Below are 18885 nucleotides of genomic sequence, written 5' to 3'. Positions count from 1 at the left end.
CGCACGATGAACCTGTCCGGCCCCTTCATCCGCCGCCCGATCGGCACCGCGCTGCTGGCCATCGGCCTGTTCATGGTCGGCCTGATCTGCTACCTGCGCCTGGGCGTATCGGCACTGCCGAACATCGAGATCCCGGTGATCTTCGTGCACGCCAGCCAGTCCGGCGCGGATGCGGCGACCATGGCCTCGACAGTCACCGCGCCGCTGGAGCGCCACCTCGGCCAGCTGCCGGGCATCGACCGCATGCGCTCGTCGAGCTCGGAAGGCAGCTCGCTGGTGTTCATGATCTTCCAGAGCGGCCACAACATCGATTCGGCCGCGCTGGACGTGCAGACCGCGATCAACTCGGCGCAGGCCGACCTGCCTTCGGGCATGGGCTCGCCGATGTACCAGAAGGCGAATCCGAACGACGACCCGGTCATCGCCATCGCGCTGACCTCGCAGACGCAGTCGGCCGACGAGCTGTACAACGTCGCCGACTCGCTGCTGGCCCAGCGCATCCGCCAGATCAGCGGCGTTGCTTCGGTCGACATCGCTGGCGCTTCGACGCCGGCGGTGCGTGTGGACGTCAACCTGCGCCTGATGAACGCGCTCGGCCTGACCGCCGATGACCTGCGCAACGCCGTGCGCGCGGCCAACGTGACCTCGCCCACCGGCTTCCTCAGCGACGGCAACACCACTACCGCGATCATCGCCAACGACTCGGTGGCGCGTGCCGCCGACTTCGCCGACCTGGTGGTCAAGACCCAGGGCGATGGCCGGGTGATCCGCCTGAAGGACATCGCCAACGTCTACGACGGCCAGCAGGATGCCTACCAGGCCGCGTGGTTCGACCACAAACCGGCGGTGGTGATGTACGTGTTCACCCGTGCCGGCGCCAACATCGTGGAGACCGTGGACCGGGTCAAGGCGCAGATCCCGACCCTGCGCGATTACCTGCAGCCCGGCACCACGATGACGCCGTACTTCGACCGTACGCCGACCATCCGCTCGTCGCTGCATGAAGTGCAGATCACCCTGCTGATCAGCCTGGCGATGGTGGTGCTGACCATGGCGCTGTTCCTGCGCCGGCTGGCACCCACGCTGATCGCTGCGGTGACCGTGCCGCTGTCGCTGGCCGGTGCCGCGCTGGTGATGTACGTGATGGGCTTCACCCTGAACAACTTGAGCCTGCTGGCGCTGGTGATCGCCATCGGCTTCGTGGTCGACGATGCGATCGTGGTGATCGAGAACATCATGCGCCACCTCGACGAAGGCATGCCGCGGATGCAGGCGGCGCTCACCGGCGCGCGCGAGATCGGCTTTACCATCGTCTCGATCACCGCCTCGCTGGTGGCGGTGTTCATCCCGCTCCTGTTCGCCAGCGGCATGATGGGTGCGTTCTTCCGCGAATTCACCGTCACCCTGGTGGCGGCCATCGTGGTCTCGATGATCGTCTCGCTGACGCTGACTCCGGCGCTGTGCAGCCGGTTCCTCAGCGCGCACGACCACAGCGCGCCGCCGTCGCGCTTCGGCCGCTGGCTGGATGCCGGCCATGAGCGCATGCTTCGCGTCTACACCGTGTTCCTCGACTTCTCGCTGCGCCACGCGCTGCTGCTGTCGCTGACCCCGCTGATCCTGATCGGCGCCACCGTCTTCCTGTTCGGCGCGGTGAAAAAGGGCGCGTTCCCGCCGCAGGACACCGGCCTGATCTGGGGCCGCGCCAATTCCAGCGCCACGGTGTCCTTCGAGGACATGGTCGCCCGCCAGCGTCGCATCACCGACATGCTGATGGCCGACCCCGCGGTGAAGACCGTGGGCGTGCGCCTGGGCAGCGGCCGCCAGGGCTCCAGCGCACAGTTCAACATCGAGCTGAAGTCGCGCAGCGATGGCCGTCGCGAAACCACGGCGCACGCACTCGCACGGCTGAGTGCCAAGGCCGACCGCTACCCCGACCTGCAGTTGCGCCTGCGCGCGATCCAGGATCTGCCCAGCAACGATGGCGGCGGTTCCAGCCAGGGCGCGCAGTACCGCATCTCGCTGCAGGGCAACGACCTGGCATCGCTGCAGGAATGGCTGCCCAAGCTGCAGGCGGAGCTGAAGAAGAACCCCAAGCTGCGCGATGTCGGTACCGACGTGGACAACGCCGGCCTGCGCCAGAACATCCAGATCGACCGCGCCAAGGCCGCACGCCTGGGCATCACCGTGGGTGCCATCGACGGTGCGCTGTACGGTGCGTTCGGCCAGCGCCAGATCTCCACCATCTATTCGGACATCAACCAGTACAGCGTGGTGGTCAACGCCCTGCCCTCGCAGACCGCCACCCCCGCCGCGCTGGACGAGGTGTACGTGCGTGCGCGCAATGGCGACATGGTGCCGATCACCGCGGTGGCCACGCAGATGCCCGGCCTGGCCCCGTCGCAGATCACCCACGAGAACCAGTACACGACGATGGACCTCAGCTACAACCTGGCTCCGAACGTGAGCATGGGTGAGGCCAAGGCGATCATCGACGCGACCGTGGCCGGCATGCGCATGCCTGGTGACATCCGCCTGGCCGATGATGCGGGCTTCGGCTTCAACTCCGACCCCAGCGACATGCTGATCCTGGTGTTCGCCGCGATCCTGACCGTGTACCTGGTGCTGGGCATGCTCTACGAGAGCCTGATCCATCCGATCACCATCCTGTCCACGCTGCCGGCGGCGGGCGTGGGTGCACTGCTCGCGTTGTTCGGCACCAACACCGAGTTGTCGGTGATCTCGATGATCGCGCTGGTGCTGTTGATCGGCATCGTCAAGAAGAACGCGATCATGATGATCGACTTCGCGCTGGTGGCGCAGCGCGAGCATGGCCTGGCACCGCGCGATGCCGCGCGCGAGGCCAGCATCGTGCGCTTCCGCCCGATCATGATGACCACGATGGTGGCGATCCTGGCGGCGGTGCCGCTGGCGATCGGCCTGGGCGAAGGCTCCGAACTGCGCCGCCCGCTGGGCATCGCGATGATCGGCGGCCTGCTGTTCTCGCAGAGCCTGACCCTGCTCAGCACGCCGGCGCTGTACGTGATCTTCTCGTGCCTGGCCGAACGCTGGCGGGCCCGTCGCGCGCGCAAGCGCGAAGCGAAGCTGCTCAAGCGCGCGCAGCGTGCGTAGAACGGCCCATCCACGCATGGCGTGGATCCAAGGGTAGAGCCGGCCGCTGGCCGGCTTTCTCGGTACGGCAAATCTGCCGGCCAGCGGCCGGCACTACCGCGGTGGTCCGCCCTCCATATTTCACGCGCACCCCGCAATAATGGTGGGAGATCCTTCCACCGAGCCTGCATGCCCGCCCGCCAATCCCGCCTCAGCCGCCTGTGGGCCCACGAGAAGGCCAGTTACGGCCTGCGCGTGTTCATCGCCCTGACCGCAGCGCTTGCCGTGTGCTGGCAGCTGGATGCGCTGACCGCCCTGCCCGGCGTTTTCCTCGGCATCATCGCCAGCGCCATCGCCGAGACCGACGACAACTGGTGGGGCCGGACCAAGGCGGTGGCGCTGTCGCTGCTGTGTTTCTGCATCGCTGCGGCGTCGGTGATCTGGCTGTTCCCCTGGCCGTGGATCTTCATCGGCGCGCTGGCACTGTCCACCTTCGGCCTGACCCTGCTGGGCGCGCTCGGCGAGCGCTACGCATCCATCGCCCAGGCCACGGTAACGCTGGCGATCTACACGATGATCGGGCTGGAGCAGCACGGTGCCAGCGACCTGCATACCGCGCTGCAAGCGGTCAGCCACCTGCTGGCGGGCGCCGTCTGGTACGGACTGCTGTCGATCCTGTGGACCGCACTGTTCGCCAACCGACCGGTGCGCGAGCGCGTGGCGCGGCTTTACATCGAGCTGGGCCGCTACCTGCAGCTGAAGGCCGCCCTGTTCGAACCGGTACGTGAGGCCGACCTGCAACGCCGCCAGCTCGACCTGGCCGAGCAGAACCGGCGCGTGGTCGGCGCGTTGAACGAGGCCAAGACCGCGATTCTCGCCCGCTTCGGCCGTTCCGGGCGGCCGGGCGTGAACTCCGGCCTGTACCTGCGCCTCTATTACATGGCACAGGATTTCCACGAGCGCGCCAGTTCCTCGCACTACCCGTACGGCGCCCTGGTCGATGCGTTCTTCCACAGCGACGTGCTGTACCGCTGCCAGCGCCTGCTCGATCTTCAGGGCCAGGCCTGCGCGCGCCTGGGCGAGGCGATCCGCCTGCGCCGCCCGTTCGTGTATGGCGAAACCAACCAGCAGGCCGGGCGCGACCTGGCCGATGCGCTGGCCTACCTGCGCGACCAGCAGCGCCCGCAGTGGCAGCGACTGCTGGGTTCGCTGGACCTGCTGGTGCACAACCTGCGCAGCATCGAACGCCGCCTGCTGGACGCCGAACGCTCCGAGGCCAGCCTCGACAATGTCGATACGCGCCTGCGCGACAGCAACCCGCATACCCTGCGCGAGATGGGCGTGCGCGTGCGCCAGCAGCTCACGCCCGGCTCGGTCCTGTTCCGCCACGGCCTGCGCATGGCATTGGCGCTGATCGCCGGTTTCGCCGCGATCCGTCTGTTCAATGCGCAGAACGGCTCGTGGGTGCTGCTGACCATCGTATTCGTGTGCCGGCCCAACTTCGGCGCCACCCGCCAACGCCTGGCGCAGCGCATCGTCGGCACCGTGGCGGGCCTCGTGCTCACCTGGGCGCTGCTGCAGTTGTTCCCGCAACTGCACGTGCAACTGCTGATCGCGCTGCTGTCGGCGCTGCTGTTCTTCTTCACCCGCACCGACCGCTACCTGGTGGCATCGGCGGCAATCACGGTGATGGCCCTGACCTGCTTCAACCTGATCGGCGATGGCTTCGTGCTGATCGTGCCGCGCATGGTCGACACGCTACTGGGCTGCGCGATTGCCGCTGCCGCCGCGTTCCTGATCCTGCCCGACTGGCAGGGCCGCCAGCTGCACCTTGTGCTGGCGCGGGTGCTGGATACCGCCGCGCGCTACCTGGATTCGGTGCTGGGCCAGTACCGCAGCGGCATGCGCGATGACCTGGCCTACCGCATCGCCCGCCGCGACATGCACAACGCCGACGCCGCGCTGTCCACCGCGCTGTCGAACATGCTGCGCGAACCCGGTCACGTGCGCCGCAACCTGGATGCCGGCTTCCACTTCCTGGCGCTGTCCAACACGCTGCTCGGCCATCTGTCGGCGCTGGGCGCGCATCGCGACCAAGTGGACAGCTTTGCTGGCGACCCGCTGGCATTGGCGGCCGGTGAGCGCGTGCGCAAGGCGCTGCAGCAGCTGGCCTCGGCCCTGACCGCACGGCAGCCGGTCAACGAGGACGACAACGACGCTGATCGCGCGGTGGCGGCCGAACTGGAGCAGATCGACGAGGCGATGCCGGCGAAGCTGCAGTTGATCCGCACGCAGATGGCGCTGGTGCTGCGGATGCTGCCGAAGGTGCGGGCGGCGGCGAATGAGGCGGTGCACACGCTCACCTGAAGGCCGGCGCCGGGCAGGGCCTGGCGCGACCCGCAGTCCATCCACGCATGGCGTGGATCTACTGCACCGTGTGCAACCGTGTGTTGCGCCTGGCGCTGCATCCCGATCACGGTCCTGCGCGGATACTGGGTGATCCCCTGCTCCTGGACTCCCCCCATGAAGATCGAACTCGCCGGCCGCACCGCGCTCGTTACCGCTTCCACCGCCGGCATCGGCCTGGCGATCGCCCAGGGTCTTGCCGCGGCGGGTGCGCGGGTCATTCTCAACGGCCGCAGCACCGACAGTGTCGAACGCGCCCGCCAGCGCCTGCTCGCCACCGTTCCAGGTGCCGAGGTGATCGGCGTCGCCGCCGACCTTTCCGATGCAGCCGGTGTCGATGTGCTGCTGGCCGGCCTGCCCAAGGTCGACATCCTGGTCAACAACGCCGGCATCTTCGGCCCCGAGGACTTCTTCGAAACCGAAGACGCCACCTGGGAGCGCTACTGGCAGACCAACGTGATGTCCGGCGTGCGCCTGTCGCGGGCACTGCTGCCGGCGATGGTCGACGCCGGCTGGGGCCGCGTGCTGTTCATCTCCTCCGAATCGGCACGCAACATTCCCGCCGACATGATCCATTACGGTGTCAGCAAGACCGCGCAGCTGTCGCTGTCGCGCGGCCTGGCCAAGCGCGTGGCTGGCAGTGGCGTCACCGTCAACGCGGTGCTGCCCGGCCCGACCCTGTCCGACGGTTTCGCGGCGATGTTCGAAGATGAACGCCAGCGCAGCGGCAAGCCGCTGGAGCAGATCGGCCGCGAGTTCGTGATGGCACACCGGCCGTCTTCGGTGATCCAGCGCACCGCCACGGTCGAGGAGGTGGCCAACATGGTGGTGTACCTGGCCTCGCCGCAGGCTTCCGCCACCTCCGGTGCAGCACTGCGCGTGGATGGCGGCGTGGTCGACGATATCGTCTGAGAGCATCGACAGGTGTGCGGACCAACGGTCCGCACCCACAGGTCCGCACCCACAGTGGATAGGCAGGAATGCTAGGCTGCGCCGGTCAAGGAGGTTCCATGTCCGGTCACAACCAGTTCGCCCTGCTGCGCCAGCGCCGTTTCCTGCCGTTCTTCGTCGTCCAGGCGCTGGGTGCGTTCAACGACAACGTGTACCGGCAGGCGATCATCGGCCTGTTGTTTTATCTGGGCGTTTCGGAGGAGCAGCGTTCGCTTTACACCACGCTGGCGCCAGCCATCTTCATCCTCCCGTACTTCCTGTTCTCGGCGCTGGCCGGGCAGATCGCCGACAAACTGGAAAAATCGCGGCTGATCGTGATCACCACCACCATGGAGATCGTGATCATGTCGATGGCGGCTGTCGGTTTCGTCACCGAGAACCTGCCGTTCCTGCTGGTCGCGCTGTTCTGTACCGGCATGCAGTCGACCCTGTTCGGCCCGGTGAAGTACTCGGTACTGCCCTCGGTGCTGAAACCCGAGGAACTGACTGGCGGCAACGGCCTGGTCGAGATGGGTACTTCGATCTCGATCCTGTCCGGCATGATCATCGGCGGCTCGGTTTTCCTGCTTGCGGGGAGCCACGGCCCGATCGTGGCCGCCACAGCGGTGATCGTTCTAGCCATCTGCGGCAACATCGCCGCGCGCCTGATCCCCAAGGTCGACGCCGGCGATCCGAACCTGAAGATCAACTGGAACCCCCTGCCGGAGTCGCGGGTCGTGCTGCGCATGGCACGGCAGCAGAAGGCGGTGCGCAACGCCATCCTCGGGGTGTCCTGGTTCTGGTTCGTCGGCACCGTGCTGACCTCGCAGCTGCCCAACTACGCGTTGGCCAACCTCGGCGGCGAACCCAAACTGTATCTGTTCGCCCTGGCCCTGTTCTCGGTCGGCACCGGCGTTGGCTCGCTGCTGTGCGAGAAGCTGTCGGCGCGCACGGTGGAAATCGGTCTGGTGCCGCTGGGTGCGTTCGGCATGACCGCGTTCCTGCTCGACCTGTACTTCGCCCGCAGTGGCGAGGCGACGGTGCACGGGTTGACCATCGGCACCTTCCTGCAGCAGCCGGGCAGCATCCGCATCGTCATCGACCTGATCGGCATCGGCCTGTTCACCGGTATCTTCGTGGTGCCATTGTTCGCGCTGATCCAGAGCCGCACGCCGAAGGCGCAGATGTCGCGCGTGTTCGCCGCACTGAACATCCAGAATTCCGGCTTCATCGTCGGCGCAGCCCTGTTGTCGCTGGCCGCGCACAAGCTGCTGCACTGGACCATCCCGCAGCAGTTCCTGGCACTGGCCATCGCCAACGCGCTGGTGGCGATCTACATCTTCACCATCGTCCCCGAATTCCTGATGCGCTTCCTCAGCTGGCTGATGGTGCGCACCCTGTACCGGCTGCGCCCGCACGGCATCGAAGCCAACGTGCCCGACGAAGGCGCCGCGCTGCTGGTCTGCAACCATGTCAGCTACATGGACGCACTGATCCTGTCGGCGACGATTCCGCGTCCGGTGCGCTTCGTCATGTACTACAGGATCTTCAACATCCCGGTGATGCGCTGGATCTTCCGTACCGCCAAGGCGATCCCGATCGCCGGTGCGCGCGAAGACCCGGCGCTGATGCAACGCGCGTTCGATGACATCGACGCCGCGTTGGCCGAAGGCGAGCTGGTCTGCATCTTCCCGGAAGGCGCACTGACCAAGGATGGTGCAATCGCCCCGTTCAAGTCCGGCGTCGAGAAGATCCTCGAACGGCGGCCGGTGCCGGTGGTGCCGATGGCCCTGCGCGGCATGTGGTCGAGCATGTGGAGCCGGCGCGACAGCCGCCTCGGCCGCATGCGGGTGCCGCGCCGTTTCCGAGCCACCGTCGAGGTAGTGGCGGCACCGTCCATGGACGGCCACACCACCAACGCCCAGGCGCTGGAAGCCCAGGTGAGGGCCCTGCGCGGCGATCACGCCTGACAGAATCGGACTGACAGGCAGGCCCGGCAACCTCCCCCGCATACGCCACCGTCCAGTGGCGAACACGACATGCCGTGCGTGTAAACGCATACATGCAACGCCGGTTGCGGTAGATTACGCACCCACAGGGGGGAGGTTCGGCCGATTCACCAAGGCCGGCCACCAAGGAATGGAGTCTCGCTTTGAATCAACCACCACCGCTCAGCCGTCCGGTCTACATCCCCAACCATCTGGTCTGGGCGATCCTGACGACGCTGTTCTGCTGCCTGCCGTTGGGCGTGGTGTCGATCGTCTATGCCTCCCAGGTCGATGGCCGCCGCGCGGCTGGCGATCTGCCGGGGGCCTACAGCGCGTCGCGCAAGGCGGGCTGGTGGGCAGTGGCTTCGGCCGTGGCCCTGCCGGTCCTGTTGCTGTTGTGGCTCGGGCTGTTCGGCGGCTTGGCCGTACTGGGCGCTCTTTCCGACCAATGATTCACCACCACCACCCATCAAGGAGCTTGAACCCATGAATACCGCTACTCCGCAGGTCCCGAACAACCTGGTCTGGGCCATCCTGACCACCCTGTTCTGCTGCCTGCCGGCCGGCATCGTGTCGATCGTCTACGCCGCGCAGGTCAACGGCAAGCTGGCCGCTGGCGACATCGCCGGCGCCCAGGACTCCGCCGCCAAGGCCAAGAAGTGGGCCATCTGGTCGGCCATTGCCTGGGCCGTGCTGGTCGTGCTGTACGTGCTGTTCTTCGTCGTGCTCGGCGGCATGGGCGCGATGAGCAACAGCGGCTACTGATACGCCTGGACGGATCCGGCGCCTGCGCCGGATCCGTTGTTGCATGTCCGCGCTTCCCGCTCGTTCCCGACTCGCCCGCTGGGCACCGCTGCTGGCTTCCGCCGGCCTGGCCGTGGGTGCCACGGTGGTGCTGCGCAACGTCAATCCGTATGTCGCCGGCAATCCACTGCCGAGCTGCCCGCTGTACGCCCTGACCGGCCTGTACTGCCCGGGCTGTGGCAGCACGCGCTGCCTGTATTCCCTGGTCCACTTCGACCTGCCCGGCGCGATGGCGATGAACCCGCTGCTGGTCATCAGCCTGCCGTTCCTGTTGCTGATGCTGCTGAACATCGCCGGCATCCGCCCACGCGTGCTCGACCCGCTGATGCGGGTGCTGGCCAATCCTGTGTTCTGGCTCTGGGTGCTGCCCGGGTATGCGCTGCTGCGCAACCTGCCGTGGGCACCGTTCACTGCACTGGCACCGATCTAGGTTTCCAGCCAACGACGCAGCCCCTCGTGGTGGGCGGCGTTTGAAGGCAGAAGCCTTGGGGTTGGCCGGGCGGGATGGGTTTGCGGGGGACGCCGTGAATCCGTCCGTGGAGGCTTGGCCGCGGCATCCATGCCGCGGACACCCCCGCAAACCCATCCCGCCCGGCCACGGACAGTTTCCGTGCGCGTCCACCACGGAAAAGAAAGAAAAGATCAAAAGCAGAAGCGGATCGCTTCGCTACGCTCGCTCGGAGCCAAGCATGGCTCGGCTCTGGAGAACGTCCGTGCGCGGAAAACTGTCGAAGGCGGGGTGGGTTGGATGGCGGGGGTGTGAGCCGCATGGGCCCGAGGCATGCCTCGGGCGGGTTGGGCAGGACGCCCAACCCGGGTCTTGCCGTGTGCGCAGGACAGCGCACACGAGCAAGCGGCGACCAAGCCTCCATGGACGGATTCACGGCGTCCCCCGCCATCCGACCCACCCCGCCAACCCGCAGCAATCCAGCTGTTGCTGTTGCTGTTGCTGTTGCTCTGTTGCCTCTGCAGGTGCAGGGCTGCAAGCCCTGCCAAAACACCTACGTCACCCAGCCTGCAATCACCAGCAGGGCGAGGATCGCCAGCCACAGCAGCAGCATCCGCCACACCAGGCTCATCGCATCACGCAGGTCCGGCAACCGCTGCCACACCGGCAACAGCCCCGCCTCGGTGTAGTCGTGCGCATCCTCGCGCAGTTCGGCGTTGACGCTGGCCCGCGCCACCGCACCCAGGAACCCGGTGTTGCCGGTCAGGCGCTCGCCATGGGCCTGGCGCCACGCCTTCCACGCCGTATCGAAGTTGCCCACCAGCGCCATCGAGAACGCCATCAGCTGTGCCACCGGCCACTCGATCCAGCCCAGCAGCCGCTGCGCCAGCGCCAGCGGCTCGACCGGCACGCGGGCACGCATCGGGCTTTCCGCCATCAGCGCCAGCAACCGGTAACCGAGCGCGCCAGCCGGGCCCAGCAACAGGAACCAGAACAGCACCGCGAACCAGCGCCGCAGTGCGTTGAGCACCGTCGCCTCGACCAGTGACGGAATGTCCTCGCGCAGGCTGCCGCCGGCCGACTGCAGGTTGCGCACTGCAGCCTGCCGCGTCGCCGCATCATCGGCATCGATGATGGCCTCGATATCGCGGTCCAGGTCACGCGGGCCCCAGCACCAGGCCAGCACCGCCACGCCCAGCAGCAGCGACGGCAGGCCGAACAGCACCCCGCGCAACAGCCACGCCAGCAGCGCCATCAGCAACAGCGGCGGCAGCAGGGCCAAGGCAACGCCGGCCGGTCCCTGCCAGGCCTTGCCACCACGCGCATCCAGCCAGCCCAGCCAACGCCGGAAACCGTCGAAACGGCGCAGCGAGGCAGCAGCGGCCGGAGCAACATGGCCCAGGGCCAGTGCCACCAGCACGGCGGCCAGAGTGGTGAACATGGCAGGTCTCCCTACGAAACAGAACGCTCGGCGCCGCTACCTTACCTGTCGCAGCGGCGCCCTCAGCGGTGAACCGGACTGTAACCCGTGCCGTGTTCAGGTGGCGGCAATGCAATCACCCCAGCCGGCCCGCCTCAGCCCTTCTGCTGCCGGTACCAGTGCTCGATCAGGCCGCGCGAAATCGAGATCGGCGGCGACAGGCGGATGCCCTGGCCATCGTCCTCCACATCGCGCGCCAGTGCCGCGCCGACCTCGTCGGCACTGAACCAGCGCGCGTCTTCCAGCTCGCCGTCCACGGTCGGCAGGTCATCCTGCGCCTGCGCCCGGAAGCCGACCATCAGTGCGCCCGGGAACGGCCACGGCTGCGAGCCCAGATACTGGCAAGCGGTCACCCGCACTTTGCTCTCTTCGTGGACTTCGCGTACCACGGTCTGCTCGAAGGTCTCGCCCGGTTCGACGAAGCCGGCCAGCACCGAGTAGCGACGTGGCGCCCAGTTTGACTGACGGCCGAGCAGCAGGCGGCCCTGGTTTTCAACCGCCACGATCACCGCGGGGTCGACACGCGGGTAGTGCTCGGTGGAACACTGCGCGCAACGCCCCACGAAGCCGCCGCGGGCGAACGCCACGGCACCACCGCATACCCCGCAGAAACGGGTGCGCGAGTGCCAGTAGGACATGCCACGTGCGTAGCTGAAAGCGGTCGCATCAGCCACCGACCACAGCAGCGCGGCCTGGCGCAGGTCGAGGCGACGTGGTGCGGTGACGGTGACGCTGGCGGCTTCAACCGAGAACCACGCTTGTTCCCCGCGCAGGCCGAGGAAGATCGCGGAGCCGGGACCGCCGCCGATGTCGGCGCCGGTCAGCGCCAGCGGCTGGTCGTCATCGCCGGTGAAGGCGCTGCCGTCCTGATCGAGCACCAGAATGCGCGCGCCCGGCCACAGGCGCGCCAGTGCATCGGCATCTTCGCGCAGGGCATCGGCGCGCTCCAGCGGTTCGCCCACGAAGGCGAAACCGGAAAGCGGCGAAGGAGTATTGGGCATCCTGCAAGCGTGCCGCCAATCGATGCGGGTGGCAAGCCGCGGGCTTTGCCGAAGCCGTCTGTGGGTGTGGAGCTTGCTCCACACACCTTGTCGCGCGGGACGCAGGCCCCGCGCCCCGCCTACATGCTGAAACTGCTGCCGCAGCCGCAGGTGGTCTTTGCGTTCGGGTTGCGGATCACGAACTGTGCACCGGTCAGGCTCTCGGTGTAGTCCACCTCGGCTCCCATCAGGTACTGCAGGCTCAACGGGTCGACCAGCAGGGTCACCCCGCTGGTCTGTACCGCCAGATCGTCCTCGGCACGGTTCTCGTCGAACTCGAACCCGTACTGGAAGCCCGAACAGCCACCACCTTCGATGTACACGCGCAGGGCCAGGTCGGGGTTGCCCTCTTCCTGGATCAGGGATTTGACCTTGGCGGCCGCCGACTCGGTGAAGTTCAGCGGGCGCTCCAGCGACTGGTAATCGGGCGCGGCGGCCGGGGTGGCGCCGGGCAGGGAGACTAGCGTGCTCATGGTGTCAGCATGGGGGTGCCGACGACGGCTTTCAAGCCATCGCCTCGGCCAGCTTGCGGCGTGCGGCGGTGTCACCCTTGCCGCCATTGGCCTCATCAGCTTCCGGGGCCGGCAGGGCGGCCATCGGGGCGCTGGCATGGATCAGGCGACCGTTCAGCTGGGCGCCCGCATTCATCTCCACCACCTGGTAATGGACGTTGCCGTTGACCCGCGCGCTCGGGGTCAGTTCGACTTTCTCGCTGGCGTGCACGTCGCCGTCCAGGCGGCCACTGATGACCACCACCTGGGCACGGATCTCGCCCTCGATCACGCCATGCTCGGCGACCGTCAGGGTCGCGCCACTGGCGCCTTCGGCGGCGATCACCTTGCCATGGATGCGGCCTTCCACGTACAGGCCACCACTGAATTCCACATCACCGCGGATCACCACCTGGTTGCCGATCAGGGCATCCACCACCAGCTGGCCTTCACGGTTGGATTTGCTGCTTCCGAACATCTGCCTACTCCCCTTTGCTGGCCGGCGCACCGGCCTGTTTCCAGTCGAATACCTGGGTGGTACCCCCCGTACCACTCCCCAATGTCACCCGCACGCGTTGCGGGGTGAAGTCAGCCGGCAGCATCACGCTGCCGGTGAGCTGCTGGAAGTACCGGAACGAGTAATCCTGTCCCGGTACCTTGCTGCGCTGGTGCAGATCATCCCAGCTGATCGTGGCCAGCTTGCCGTTCTTGACGCCTTCCACGGTGAAGCGCATCTGCCCCTGGCTGATGGCGCCGCGGTTGAGGTTCTGGGTCAGCACCGCGGTGTACTGCCAGGTGCCGGCCGCTTCCGGGCTGAACTCGATCGAATGGGTGTTCAGGCCCTTGCGCTGGCTGGTCGAACCCACCAGGCGCTCATAGAAGGCAACGTCGGCACGCAGGCCGGCGATTTCCTCATCGCGCTCGGCCAGCGAGGACTGCACCTCGGTGTTGGCGGCGCGGCTGATGCGGTCGGAGGCTTCCAGCGTGGCCTGCTTCTGGCGCAGTTCGGTCAGCTGCGCCTGCAGCGTCTCGGCACGCTTCTCGGCGGCCTGCAGGCGCTGGCCCTGCGCATCGCGCGGGGTGGCCATCCAGCAGCCGCCGAGCACCGCCAGCACCAGGCTGAGCAGCCAGATGCCGCCGATCACCAGCAGGCGGCGGCGGTCGGCCGGCGGTTGCGGCGCGCCGGGCAGGCGGACCTGCACGCGCATGGGAGGACGGTTGGTCATGGGTGGATTCCGGGGCATCGCGAGGGCGACACCGGTACGGCCCCTGTGGCAAACGACGGGCTAGTGTATGACAGGACGGGTGGGTTTCCTGCGCAGTGGCGAGCCACGGTCTGTGGCGTTCAGGCATGCCATCGTCGATAGTGTGGTCCCCTGCACAGTTCCGTCGCCGGAGCATCGCCATGACCGAAGCCCACCTGTTCGTGATCGGCATCCTGCTGGCCTGGCTGGCCGGCATCCGCGTCTACCTCACCGTGTTCGGTGTCGGCCTGGCCGGCCTGCTCGGCTGGGTCGACCTGCCACCGGCCCTGCAGGCCACTGAATCGTGGTGGGTGCTGGGCACCTCGGCGGCGCTGGCGGTGACCGAATTCTTCGCCGACAAGATTCCCGGCGTCGACTCGGCGTGGGATCTGGTGCAGACCCTGGCACGTGTACCCGCAGGTGCCTTCCTTGCCGCAGCCACGCTGTCGCCGGATGGGCAGCTGGGCACCGGCGCACTTGCTGCCGGTGCAGGTGTCGCGCTGGCCAGCCACGGCCTGAAGGCAGGCACCCGCGCCCTGCTCAATACCTCGCCCGAGCCTGCCAGCAACTGGGTGGCCTCCGCCGCCGAGGACACCGTGGTGGTCGGTGGTCTGGCCCTGGCCCTGGCACACCCGTGGATCGCGCTGATCGTGGTGCTGGCCTGCAGCCTGGCGGGCGCGCTGCTGGTGTGGCTGGTCTGGCGCACCTTGTGGAAGGGCGTGCGCTGGCTGGCACGCAGTGCGTCGCCCGACAGTCCACGCCAGCCCGGCACCGGTTGATCGCCGGGCTTGTCGCATAATGGACGCGAACACCAGGAGCACCGATGGCCGCAAACGAATCCCCCGCGGGCGCCCGCCCGGGACGCGCTGAAACCCCTCCGGCCGATCATTGGCAACGCTGGACCGCTGAACCGGCGAGCGCCGTCGCCGCAGCGCCGGCAGCGGTTCCGCCGCTGGCCGCCTCCGACGCACCCGCATCGATCGGCAGCGCACCGCCGCCGCTGCCCGGCCCATCCCTGCTGGCCGAGGCCGGCGGCAATGACCCGGCACCGCTGCACTCCGATTCGCCCTACCGCGTGCTGATCGTCGAGGATGATCGCGCCCAGGCACTGTTCGCACAGAGCGTGCTGCATGGCGCCGGCATGCAGGCGATCGTGCACAGCGATGCCGACGGTGCGCTGCAGGCGATCAAGGAACATCGCCCCGACCTGATCCTGATGGACCTGCACCTGCCCGGTCTGGACGGCATGCGCCTGACCGCGCTGATCCGCCAGCAGCCCGGCCTGCAGCTGCTGCCCATCGTGTTCCTCAGCGGCGACCCGGACCCGGAACGCCAGTTCGAGGTGCTCGACAGTGGCGCCGACGACTACCTGAGCAAGCCGATCCGACCGCGCCACCTGATCGCCGCCGTGGCCAACCGCATCCGCCGCGCGCGGGCGCAGGCCGCAACCCTGCCCGGCGTATCCGGCACCCCGGCCACCAGCAATCCGGAAACCGGGCTGCCGACGCGGCATCACGTGCTGCAGCAGCTCAACGCCGCGCTCGCCCACCGTGACCAGGGCGGCGTGCTGTTCGTCGAGATATCCAGCGCACTGGGCCTGCGCGAGCGCTATGGCTATGCCGCCTTCGAGCGCCTGATGGTGCAGGCCGGGCAACGCCTGGCAGAAGCCGGCCACCCGCACCTGCTGGCGCGCCTGAACGACAACAGCTTCCTGCTGCTTGCGCGCAATGTCAGCGAGGACAGCCTGGAAGGCATTGCCGCTGCGCTGCGCGAGCAGTTGTCGGCGCGGGCCTTCGTGATCCGCGATGACGAATCGGTGCATCTGCGGGGCGTGGTCGGCTATGCACCGCTGTCGCCGGGCTTCGACGATGCCAACAGCGCGCTGGAGGCAGTCGAGCGCACCACCCTGCAGGCACGGCTGCTCAGCGCCGGCGTGGCCGGCCACGTGCACCGCGACGTGACCAGCGAGCAGGAACACCTGGCACTGCTGGAAGGCCAGCTTGAGCTGGCCTACCAGCCGATCGTCGCCGTCGCCGGCGGCAACACCGCGCAGTACCAGCTGCTGCTGCGCCTTCGCCAGGCCGACGGTACGCTGCTGGCGGCAGGCCAGGTGATTCCGGCCGCAGAGGCTGCCGGGCGCATCGCCGATCTCGACCAGCAGGTGATGGACCATGCACTGGGCCTTCTCGACCTTTACCGGCACGCGACGCAACCACTGAACCTGTTCGTTTCGCAGTCGCTGCGCACCCTGCAACGCGATGCGTTCGCGGATTGGCTGCTGGAATCGCTGCAGCAGCGCGACCTGCCCGGCAGCGCGCTGGTGATCGACGTCCGCCTGCCCGACGCGCTGATCCATACCGTGCCGCTACAGCAGTTCTGCCAGCGCATGGCCGGCGCCGGCGTGCGCTTCTGCCTGAGCCAGTTCGAACCCGGGGGCGAAGCCGATGCGCTGCTGACCCAGCTGCCGTTGTCGTTCGTGCGCATGGCCGCGCGCTTCTCCAGCAGTCATTCCAATCCGGCCACGCGCGAAGAGCTGCGCCGGGCAATCGAGCGGGCGCACGCCGCCGGGCAGCAGATCATCGGCCAGCAGATCGAAGATCCGCAGGCCGCCGCCGCGATGTGGGTGGGCGGTGTCGACTACATCCAGGGCAACATGGTGCAGTCGGCCGGCAGCGATCTGAACTTCGACTTCCACAACGCGGTGCTCTGACGTGCCGATGTGGGTCGCGCTGCTGGTTGCCCTTGCTGCGGCCTCCATCAGCGCGCTGCTGTTGGGCCTGCGGCTGCGCGCGCGCAACCGGGCACTGGCCCAGCTGCAACGCGAGCGCAGCCTGCTGGCCGCCGAACGTGACCAGCTGCGCCGCACCACCGAACGACAGGGGCAGCTGGAACAGCAGCTGCTGCAGGCCAAGCAGGCCGCCGAGGCGGCGGTGCTGGCCAAGGGTGAGTTCCTGGCCACGATGAGCCACGAGATCCGTACGCCGCTCAACGGCATCCTGCCGATGCTGGAGCTGATCGCACGCGGCCCGCTGGGCGAGGACCAGCGGCAGATGCTGGCCACCGCCTCGGCCAGCTCGCAGCAGCTGCTGCGCATCGTCGACGACATCCTCGACTACTCGCGGCTGGAAGCACAGGCGCTGGAACTGGAGATCACCAGCTTCAACCTGCGCGACCTGCTCGATGGCGTGGTGCAGCTGATGCAGCGCGCCGCCGACGCCAAGGGCCTGTCGCTGGGGCTGCAGCTGGACCCGTCGGTGCGCCTGCCGGTGCGTGGCGACCCGGTACGCCTGCGCCAGGTGTTGAGCAACCTGCTGGCCAACGCGATCAAGTTCACCGCGCGCGGCCAGGTACAGCTGCGCGTGCAGCGCCTGGGCGAAGGTCCCGCACAGCACCAGCTGCGCTTCGAGATCATCGACACCGGCATCGGCATCGACGAGGCACTGCAGGCGCGCCTGTTCCAGTCCTTCAGCCAGGCCGATGCCTCAACGACCCGCATCTACGGTGGCACCGGCCTGGGCCTGGCGATCTGCAAGCGCATCATCGACCTGATGCACGGGCGCATCGGCGTGCAGTCCACGCCCGGCCAGGGCGCCACGTTCTGGTTCGAGATCCCGTTGTTGAAGGTGCCCGGCGACCTGCCGGCCATGGCGCGCACGCCACACGCGCTGCTGCTGTTCAGTAGCGATGCCATCCTGCAGGCACGCATCGAGCGCATCGCGGCCCATCATGGACTGCTGGTGCACGCCCTGGCGCAGTTCGATGCCGTGGTCGAGCGCCTGCGCGCGGTGCCGAGGCCGGGGCAACCGGCACCGGCGTGGCTGCTGGTCGATGCACGTGCGCGCCGCATCGGTGAAGCGACGCTGCAACAGGCGTTGGCCGAACGTGGCGAAGACGACGGGCTGCAGGTGCTGTGGCTGCAGGACGATGCCCTTCCTCCACGCCCACGCCAGCGGCAGCTACCCTCGCATTTCGACGACGCTGGGCTGCATGCACTGCTGGCTGCACCGGTTGCGCATGCGCGCCCTGCCGCGCTGCTGGCCAACGCCGGACAGGGCCAGCCCACGCCCACGCTGCCGCCGCTGCACCTGCGCGTGCTGCTGGTGGAGGACAACACGGTCAACCGCATGGTGGCCGAGCAGCTGCTGCGCGTGTTCCAGTGCGAAGTGCGCAACGCCGCCGATGGCGAGCAGGCGTTGCTTGCCCTGCGCGAAGGCGACGTGGATGTGGTGCTGATGGATTGCCAGATGCCGGTGCTGGACGGCTATGCCGCCACCCGCCGCTGGCGCGCCGAGGAAGTGGAGAACGGACGCCCGCGCCTGCCGATCATCGCGATGACCGCCAATGCCATGGCCGGTGACCGCGAGCGCTGCCTGCAGGCCGGCATGGACGACTATCTGTCCAAGCCGATTGCACGCGCCACCCTGCATGCGCTGCTGCAGCGCTGGGGCGGCGGCAAAGCCGCATCACCTGCACGGCCTTCGATAGAGCCGAGCCATGCCCGGCTGACGGCCGATAGCCGTCGCGCTCCATCAGCCGAGCATGGCTCGGCTCTACAGGACGATGACAGCCGAGTCGGCTCCAAGCCGCAGCCGGTGCTGGACCGCGACGTGCTGGACGAACTGCATGCAGTGATCGGGGAGAGCGCCATCCAGATCGTCTCGGTGTTCCTGGAGGATGCGCCGGCAATGGTGCAGCAGCTGCAGCAGGCCGCGCAGAACGGCGACGAGCCTCGCCTGCAGGCCGTCGCGCACAGCCTCAAGTCATCCAGCGCGAACGTGGGCGCACTGTCGCTGTCGTCAGTCGCGCAGCGCATCGAGCACGAAGCCCGCAGCGGCAGCCTGCAGCGCCCCGCAGTAGCGGTGGCGCTGCTGGTTGCGGAATTCGCCCGAGCGCGCGTAGCGCTGACGGGCTACCTGGCACAGCATCGCGCCGGCCAGGCCGGCTGA

15 protein-coding genes are annotated in these 18885 nt (G+C 67.9%); 10 read left to right on the top strand and 5 right to left on the bottom strand.

What is annotated here, in order from left to right; genetic code table 11:
• The first annotated feature begins 6 nt into the window (after positions 1 to 6).
• From AC5P5S_RS05945 to AC5P5S_RS05915, 7 genes are all read left to right on the top strand, one after another.
• A complete protein-coding gene (locus AC5P5S_RS05945) occupies positions 7 to 3129 on the top strand; it encodes an efflux RND transporter permease subunit (RefSeq protein WP_062605517.1) in 3123 nt (1040 codons plus the stop codon).
• 168 nt (positions 3130 to 3297) lie between these two features.
• On the top strand, positions 3298 to 5475 hold the full coding sequence (gene yccS / locus AC5P5S_RS05940; RefSeq protein WP_062605516.1) for a YccS family putative transporter: 2178 nt from the start codon (positions 3298 to 3300) through the stop codon (positions 5473 to 5475).
• A 156-nt stretch (positions 5476 to 5631) separates the two neighbouring features.
• A complete protein-coding gene (locus AC5P5S_RS05935; protein WP_024958118.1) occupies positions 5632 to 6426 on the top strand; it encodes an SDR family NAD(P)-dependent oxidoreductase in 795 nt (264 codons plus the stop codon).
• A gap of 98 nt (positions 6427 to 6524) precedes the next feature.
• The gene (locus AC5P5S_RS05930) at positions 6525 to 8414 is read left to right on the top strand and encodes an MFS transporter (RefSeq protein ID WP_024958117.1); all 1890 of its coding nucleotides are present in this window, start codon (positions 6525 to 6527) and stop codon (positions 8412 to 8414) included.
• 182 nt (positions 8415 to 8596) lie between these two features.
• Positions 8597 to 8884 (top strand): CD225/dispanin family protein, encoded by a 288-nt coding sequence (locus AC5P5S_RS05925; RefSeq protein WP_005411297.1) that lies wholly within the window; start codon positions 8597 to 8599, stop codon positions 8882 to 8884.
• Positions 8885 to 8918: 34 nt separating this feature from the next.
• Positions 8919 to 9197, top strand: coding sequence for a CD225/dispanin family protein (locus tag AC5P5S_RS05920; protein WP_005411298.1), 279 nt, complete (start codon positions 8919 to 8921; stop codon positions 9195 to 9197).
• 43 nt (positions 9198 to 9240) lie between these two features.
• Positions 9241 to 9666, top strand: a complete 426-nt coding sequence (locus tag AC5P5S_RS05915) for a DUF2752 domain-containing protein (RefSeq protein ID WP_005411299.1) — start codon at positions 9241 to 9243, stop codon at positions 9664 to 9666.
• Positions 9667 to 10237: 571 nt separating this feature from the next.
• Here AC5P5S_RS05915 and ampE read toward each other — a convergent pair.
• The 5 genes from ampE to AC5P5S_RS05890 all read right to left on the bottom strand — a co-directional run bounded on the left by ampE (position 10238) and on the right by AC5P5S_RS05890 (position 13921).
• Positions 10238 to 11125 carry a regulatory signaling modulator protein AmpE gene (gene ampE, locus AC5P5S_RS05910; protein WP_005414686.1) on the bottom strand — a complete coding sequence of 296 codons (888 nt, stop codon included), beginning with the start codon at positions 11123 to 11125 and terminating at the stop codon, positions 10238 to 10240.
• Positions 11126 to 11259: 134 nt separating this feature from the next.
• Positions 11260 to 12165, bottom strand: a complete 906-nt coding sequence (gene nudC, locus AC5P5S_RS05905) for an NAD(+) diphosphatase (RefSeq protein ID WP_049418001.1) — start codon at positions 12163 to 12165, stop codon at positions 11260 to 11262.
• A gap of 119 nt (positions 12166 to 12284) precedes the next feature.
• Entirely contained in the window at positions 12285 to 12677 is a 393-nt protein-coding gene (gene erpA, locus AC5P5S_RS05900; protein WP_005411302.1) for an iron-sulfur cluster insertion protein ErpA, read from the bottom strand.
• A 31-nt stretch (positions 12678 to 12708) separates the two neighbouring features.
• Positions 12709 to 13173: a bactofilin family protein gene (locus AC5P5S_RS05895; protein ID WP_024958552.1), complete on the bottom strand. Its 465-nt coding sequence runs from the start codon at positions 13171 to 13173 to the stop codon at positions 12709 to 12711.
• 4 nt (positions 13174 to 13177) lie between these two features.
• Positions 13178 to 13921, bottom strand: coding sequence for a DUF6776 family protein (locus AC5P5S_RS05890; protein ID WP_005411304.1), 744 nt, complete (start codon positions 13919 to 13921; stop codon positions 13178 to 13180).
• Positions 13922 to 14100: 179 nt separating this feature from the next.
• On the opposite strand from AC5P5S_RS05890, the gene AC5P5S_RS05885 reads away from it, so the two are divergent.
• From AC5P5S_RS05885 to AC5P5S_RS05875, 3 genes are read left to right on the top strand one after another with little or no spacing between them, the layout of a single operon-like run.
• Entirely contained in the window at positions 14101 to 14718 is a 618-nt protein-coding gene (locus tag AC5P5S_RS05885) for a DUF4126 domain-containing protein (RefSeq protein WP_005411305.1), read from the top strand.
• A 44-nt stretch (positions 14719 to 14762) separates the two neighbouring features.
• On the top strand, positions 14763 to 16649 hold the full coding sequence (locus AC5P5S_RS05880) for an EAL domain-containing protein (protein ID WP_005411306.1): 1887 nt from the start codon (positions 14763 to 14765) through the stop codon (positions 16647 to 16649).
• Position 16650: 1 nt separating this feature from the next.
• Positions 16651 to 18885, top strand: a complete 2235-nt coding sequence (locus tag AC5P5S_RS05875; protein WP_062605515.1) for an ATP-binding protein — start codon at positions 16651 to 16653, stop codon at positions 18883 to 18885.

It is taken from the genome of Stenotrophomonas sp. YJH_SMC_54 (assembly GCF_059368435.1).
This window is presented reverse-complemented; position numbering and strand designations above follow the sequence as displayed.